Annotated in this window: 7 protein-coding genes and 1 pseudogene; 2 read left to right on the plus strand and 6 right to left on the minus strand. The window is 36.0% G+C overall.

What is annotated here, in order from left to right:
• Positions 1-624, plus strand: a 624-nt coding sequence (locus tag CRG87_RS07320; RefSeq protein WP_101138721.1) for an AraC family transcriptional regulator, incomplete at its 5' end; no start/stop codon positions are given.
• Between the two features lie 85 nt (positions 625-709).
• Positions 710-1,894, plus strand: a complete 1,185-nt coding sequence (locus CRG87_RS07325) for an MFS transporter (protein WP_074426208.1) — start codon at positions 710-712, stop codon at positions 1,892-1,894.
• 64 nt (positions 1,895-1,958) lie between these two features.
• Here the strand turns inward: CRG87_RS07325 and CRG87_RS07330 are convergent, their stop codons facing one another.
• The 6 genes and pseudogenes from CRG87_RS07330 to CRG87_RS07355 all read right to left on the minus strand — a co-directional run bounded on the left by CRG87_RS07330 (position 1,959) and on the right by CRG87_RS07355 (position 6,030).
• A complete protein-coding gene (locus CRG87_RS07330) occupies positions 1,959-2,351 on the minus strand; it encodes a hypothetical protein (RefSeq protein ID WP_074426207.1) in 393 nt (130 codons plus the stop codon).
• Positions 2,352-2,399: 48 nt separating this feature from the next.
• Positions 2,400-3,803: an APC family permease gene (locus CRG87_RS07335; protein WP_074426206.1), complete on the minus strand. Its 1,404-nt coding sequence runs from the start codon at positions 3,801-3,803 to the stop codon at positions 2,400-2,402.
• A gap of 15 nt (positions 3,804-3,818) precedes the next feature.
• Entirely contained in the window at positions 3,819-4,547 is a 729-nt protein-coding gene (locus tag CRG87_RS07340; protein ID WP_074426205.1) for a gamma-glutamyl-gamma-aminobutyrate hydrolase family protein, read from the minus strand.
• A gap of 42 nt (positions 4,548-4,589) precedes the next feature.
• A pseudogene (locus CRG87_RS07345) lies at positions 4,590-4,832 on the minus strand (gamma-glutamyl-gamma-aminobutyrate hydrolase family protein); the annotation flags it as partial.
• 233 nt (positions 4,833-5,065) lie between these two features.
• Entirely contained in the window at positions 5,066-5,506 is a 441-nt protein-coding gene (locus CRG87_RS07350; protein ID WP_046307988.1) for an ASCH domain-containing protein, read from the minus strand.
• 38 nt (positions 5,507-5,544) lie between these two features.
• Positions 5,545-6,030 (minus strand): GNAT family N-acetyltransferase, encoded by a 486-nt coding sequence (locus CRG87_RS07355; RefSeq protein ID WP_074426204.1) that lies wholly within the window; start codon positions 6,028-6,030, stop codon positions 5,545-5,547.
• Between the last annotated feature and the right edge of the window lie 183 nt (positions 6,031-6,213).

Genomic DNA, 6,213 nt, shown 5'->3' on the forward strand with positions numbered 1-6,213 from the left:
GACGACTTAATGTTGACGCTTCTCTTCCCCTATCCACTGGTCTTACAAGTGTTTCCTAAAATTGATCAATATTTTTTTGAACTTGGTTCACTAAGCAAGTTATCACTTCAGCAAGTAGCTCAATATCACCATTTACAAGATCTTCTTACGCAAATTACTGATATTAAGCTAGGTAAAGAGAGTAATTTTAAAAATATTGAGTTAACTATCCTTAGCTATCAAGTTCTTGAAACACTACTTAAGTACTTTTTGAAACCTCGTAAAAATAACAGCCAGTTGTCACACAATTTAGTCATCACTGGACATTTGCGTAACGCGCTTGACTATATCCAAGGGCACTATCAAGAACCCTTTTCTCTTCAAGAGATCGCGGATTCTTGTCATTTGGCACGTCAATATCTCCAACGAATTTTTCGCGAAAATATGGGGTGTACTTTAGGAGAATACATCAAAAATTATCGTGCACAAAAAGCCTACCAAGAACTTACTACGACTACAAATACCTTTACTGCAGTTGCCATGAATAATGGTTTCAGTGGTGTTAGATCACTTAACCGTGCAATGGTTAACAATTACGGACAAACCAGCAGACAAATACGCGAAGGTTCCTCAGCGCCAGATTAAGGTGACTGAAAGCGCTATTTGTTAATCAAAAAGTAAGTATAATATTAGCGAATACAATAAAAGTTAGAGAATAGAGGAACTTAACATGAAAAAAGTTAATCCAAAATCTGGGTTGTTCAAAGTCGCCTTATTATCAATATCCTTATTATTGATGATTGCGCCGCAAATTTCCTCAGTATTGCCCCTAATGTACTCGTCATTTCCTGGCGTTTCACGGGCTGCTGTTGAAACATTAAGTACAATTCCAAACATCGGAATAGTTATCGGACTAATCATAAGTCCATTTTTAATTAAACTAATCGGTACTAAAAACACTGTTATCACTGGGTTAGTAATTGCTCTATTAGCTGGAACATACCCAATGTATGCAACAGGATACACAACAATTTTAATCTCTCGTTTCTTATTGGGAGCTGGTATTGGTTTATTCAACTCATTAGCCGTTAGTTTATTATCGAAGTTTTACCAAGGCGATGAACTATCATCAATGCTTGGTTTCCAAAACTCAATGGGTAGTGTCGGTGCAGCAATCTTTTCATTCTGTGTTGGCTTATTAGCTGTTAATGGTTGGCACGCTACTTTTGCAATTTACTTTGCTGCTTTGCCAATTCTATTGCTATTTGGCTGCGTGGTTAAATTACCTAGACAATCACAAAGCGTCGATACAGAAGCGCAACCTGCTACTAAAGAAGAAAACAAGATTAATGGTGCTGTAATTGAAATAGCAATCATTATGTTCTTTATGTATGTCTTCTTTATGCCAATGTCATTCAAGTTACCACAACTTGCTACAAGCCAAAAACTTGCTAGTGTTAGTCAAATTGCCTTTGTTTCAAGTGTAGTTACTTTAATCGGTATTCCTGTTGGAATGTGCTACGGTCTTTTAAAGAAGAAATTAAAGGATTTAATTTTACCAATTGGTTTATTCTTACAAGTTGCTGGTTTATTGGCAATTGCTTACGCAGTTAACTTACCAATGTTAGTTGTAGCCGTTATTGTTTTAGGTGCTGGCTTCGGTTTGTCCGTACCTTATATCTTTAACTGGCTTGATGAAGCAGCTCCAAAGAACTCCGTCAACTTCGCAACAACCATTACCTTAATCCTAGTTAATATTGGTTGTGCCGCTTCACCAACAATTGTTAACTGGTTAGGTACAACTTTTGGCGGTGGAACTCCTCGTTCTGACATGACAATGGCTGGAATTGGTATGGCAGTTCTGTTCTGCTACAGCATTGTTCATTACTTCCAATTAAAGAAAAAGCATCATTAATTAAATAAGTAAAAAAGCAGTTCTGATAACAAGAACTGCTTTTTTATGACACTCAAAGAATATATCATTGTCTACTTAAATAGTAACCATTATATTTAAGTAAATTTGAATTAACTAATTTTAGAGTTCCTATATAATTTGAGCCTTCAGCCCACGTTATTTTATATTTATAAACACTAGGTCCAACTTTTTTGGAAACTAACTTTTTAACTTTTGAAACACTTGCTCCACTATCAGGAACAAAATAGACATGCTTATTACTTACTATTAGAGTCATACCATTTCCATGCCACTTCCCCAATAACTTCTTTGGCATGCCCTTATGCCATCTATTCCTATCAACTGCACTAACAGTGTGAATGGAGCTAATGTCAATATTCAAAATACCATTCGTACTAGTAGTTAAACCAAAACATATAGCAATAGCCATTACGACTTTTAAAAGTACTTTTCTCAATTATAACAACCTCCAAGATAAAATAATGTCTTTTAAAAAGAATAGTATTTATTTATTTTTATTTCTAGTGAATAAGAACATCAAAAGTGGCAAGATGATAAAGCCAAAGACCATCATCAAAATCGCATACCAGTTAATACCAACAACTTGGCCATTTTTAATAATGCCAAATTGTGCTTGCCAATTATATTTAACTAGTAAAAAAATAACGACAATAATTGATAATATTGGGATTACGATATCAGTCCAAACATTTTTTGGTGCTGGTAAAACCTGCTCTTTATTTTTGCCAAAATAGAAGCAAATGACTGCTAACGGTACAATAATAAAGCCTAAGAACCTAACCATTGCACTTAATGTAATTAGGTTAACCATATTATATTGGAATGCCAGTGGTACCAAAATCGCTAACGCTTCAGAAATAAAGAATGTCCTAATTGGAAAATTGTTTTTCGTTCTCTTAGTTAATGATGACGGCAGCTGCTTTTCACGTGCCATTGCCTCTAAAATTCGCGGTGCATTGAAGCTGGAAGCAACATTGATGCCAAGCATCGATACCAAGGCACCAACTAAAATCACGTCCCGTAAGATCTCATTGTCAAAAATTGCACTAATTGCCACAACCTGCTTAGTTGTCATCAAAGCTTTCGGATTGAGAACAAGTCCAACTGCAACAACCCCTATATAAATTGCAGCAATAACAAAAATTGCTAATGGTATTGCTCTTGGTAGATTTTTTTCGGGCTCTTGCATATCATCCGAACCTGAAGGTACAGATTCAAAGCCTGTAAAAGCATAAAAAGCTGACACAATAGCCATTACAAAACCTGTAGTTGTCAATGTCGGAACAATCTTATGGCCATTCTGCGTAATTTGATCAACCATCGCCAAATTATGTGAGGCTCCTGTTGTAAGTAATAGAACAACTCCAGCAACAATAATTAAAACCAAGGCGAATAACTTACCTGCAGTGGCAATATTCATTACAAACTTAACAAATTTTTGTCCAAACAAGTTAATAATTGTTATTAGCAGCATCAAAACTAGAAACCCGATTGTAACGTTCATAACGCTATCGGGATTGCCGCCAAAAATCGAAATGGTTGACTTAATTACACCGACAGCCATTACGCCCCACGCCACGCTGGCAGAAAAGTAACGCAAGATGCCGACATAAAAGCCAACGTTATCACCAAAGGCCGCCTTGGAATAGGCATACGAAGCGCCCGATTTTGTCACATATTTAGCCGCTGCTGAAAAAGAAATCGCCAGAATTGCGGCAAAAATTGCTGCAATTAAATAAACAACTAGAGATTTACTACCCGCTTGGCTAACTACACTTCCCGGTGTTAAGAAAATACCTGAGCCAATAATAGAATTGATTGCTAAAAGAACAATTGACCAGAAGCCTAGTTTGTCATTTGCTCGTTCTGTATCCTTACTTGTATTCACGATAGTTAGCCTTTCTTACTTAGCATTTTCAACAACAAATTTAAATAGATTATTCATATAAGGCGTGTTGGGATTTTTATGCAGCATCTCAGGGTGCCACTGAACTGCCAAAATATTGCCCTGCTCGTTTTCTAAGCCCTCTGGGACACCATCAGTTGCAGTCGCAACTTCGCGCAAATCCGGTGCAACATCTTTAATCAACTGATGATGGAATGAATTAACTAAGAACTCAGTTTTACCTATTGTCCGTGCAAGTAAACTACCTTCTTTAAGCTTAACGCCATGCGTTGGTAAATCAGGTGTATGGCCTTGATTATGCTTTAAAGTTTTTTCTTTGCGATAACCCGCATCTTGATATAAGTTACCACCGTGAGCAACGTTAATTAGTTGAGCCCCACGGCAAACCCCAAGAATTGGGAGACCTTTTTCTTCCGCAATTTTTAACAATAACATATCAAAATGGTCACGTGCTGGCCAAATTTCACCTATCTTTGGTTGCAGTTCTTCACCATATAAATGTGGATCAATATCATGTCCACCAGATAAAATAAGTCCTTGAACATGTTCTATTTGGCCTATAACAACCTCATCATTTGCAGTAAAGGGGATAATGTAAGGAATTCCACCATTTTGAACGACAGAATCAACATAGTCCTCATTAACGTAACTACGTCTATATCCATAAAATGGCCCTTCTGCATCTCTTATTTCTGAACCAGCAATGCCGATAATTGGTTTACTCATCTTTTCCCCCCAATCAAAAATCAACCTACTTTTAATANGCAGTTCTTCACCATATAAATGTGGATCAATATCATGTCCACCAGATAAAATAAGTCCTTGAACATGTTCTATTTGGCCTATAACAACCTCATCATTTGCAGTAAAGGGGATAATGTAAGGAATTCCACCATTTTGAACGACAGAATCAACATAGTCCTCATTAACGTAACTACGTCTATATCCATAAAATGGCCCTTCTGCATCTCTTATTTCTGAACCAGCAATGCCGATAATTGGTTTACTCATCTTTTCCCCCCAATCAAAAATCAACCTACTTTTAATATATTATACATGCACAAGCCTGAACTATGTTGTGATTTGATTGATATATTACTTTAATAGTTTGTAACGATTTCTTTGGGGATATTATTCCCTAGGAAATAATGTAGTTTTCTTTAAAACAAAAACCACTGGTCTAATCGACTAGTGGTTTGTAAAAATAGCTGAATTGCAATACGCTACGTAAAGCTTGCTATAATTTAATCAACTTTTTCAAAGACTTCACAGATCATTGGTGCCTGAGGATAAAACTTCTGTCCACTTTCTGCAAATTCCGCTTCAAAAAATTGATCATGAACTTCACGCCAATACTGGTAGCTACGATCTCCTTCACCTTCATGATATGCATGCTCTGCAGATATCTGATTGTATGGAATAACTTCAACTACCTTGTCCTGAATCACGCAAACGGGATTACCATTCCAATCAAGGATAATATTCCAGTCGCCAACACTTGGCATCTCATTTTCTGGGAAAAATGCTGCAGTTGTTGCAGTCTTAATACCTCTTTTTACTAAGTCTGCTAATTCATTCGCTTCTTCCTTACTTGCTCCAAATGCCCACGCATCTACTTTAGTATCCTCTCCCAAGTTATGCTTCTTGCAAAAGGTACGCCAAAATTGTTCTACTTTTTTCTCCATTATCATACTCTCTTTTTAGCTAAATAAATTGAGAAAAGCTAAACGCTTTTAGTCATAATAATAAATTTGTAAATACCACCGTTGGTATGAACGTTTTCCGAACCAGTTTCTTGATAACCAGCTTTTTGATAAACCTTAATTGCACGCTTATTAAATTCCGCAACAGACAAAATATAAGTTTTAAAAGCAAAGTTTTGCTTCACATAGTCCTCAATAACCTTTATAAACTCTTTTCCTAAACCATGACCTGTTAAAGATGGAGCCAAGCCAAGTCCTATCTCAGCTTTCATTGAATCTTGATCATCTGGCTCCAAACAAAAGAATGCAACTAATTTATTGTCACCGTCTAAAACCTGATAATAGTGATCACTTCTTAATTCTTGAGACATTATTTCGTCATAATCTTCTTGATCATTTTCCATATCATAAAAAGAATATTCACCCTCGTAATGCCAATCATTAGCAATTATTTCTGCATTAGCCTGCGATAATTGGTCAATTTTTTTAAAAATACTGTTAGTCATTTGAATTTTCCTTATTAACTTATTACATTATATTATTACCCAATATACCCAAAGGTAATTCAAAAAGCAAACCATACAAAAACGTTTCTACATAAGCACTAAGCTATGTAGAAACGTTTTTTAGCTATATTTTTAATTAATTGGTTGTCCACCGGTTACGCCGTAAACTTGACCTGTAACATA

The organism is Lactobacillus apis (assembly GCF_002837055.1).
Taxonomy (GTDB): domain Bacteria; phylum Bacillota; class Bacilli; order Lactobacillales; family Lactobacillaceae; genus Lactobacillus; species Lactobacillus apis.

What these genes read in the sequence shown, in the direction of transcription:
- CRG87_RS07350 (WP_046307988.1), bottom strand. Translation starts at nt 5,506, where the DNA reads ATGGAGAAAAAAGTAGAACAATTTTGGCGTACCTTTTGCAAGAAGCAT.
- CRG87_RS07340 (WP_074426205.1), bottom strand. Translation starts at nt 4,547, where the DNA reads ATGAGTAAACCAATTATCGGCATTGCTGGTTCAGAAATAAGAGATGCA.
- CRG87_RS07355 (WP_074426204.1), bottom strand. Translation starts at nt 6,030, where the DNA reads ATGACTAACAGTATTTTTAAAAAAATTGACCAATTATCGCAGGCTAAT.
- CRG87_RS07325 (WP_074426208.1), top strand. Translation starts at nt 710, where the DNA reads ATGAAAAAAGTTAATCCAAAATCTGGGTTGTTCAAAGTCGCCTTATTA.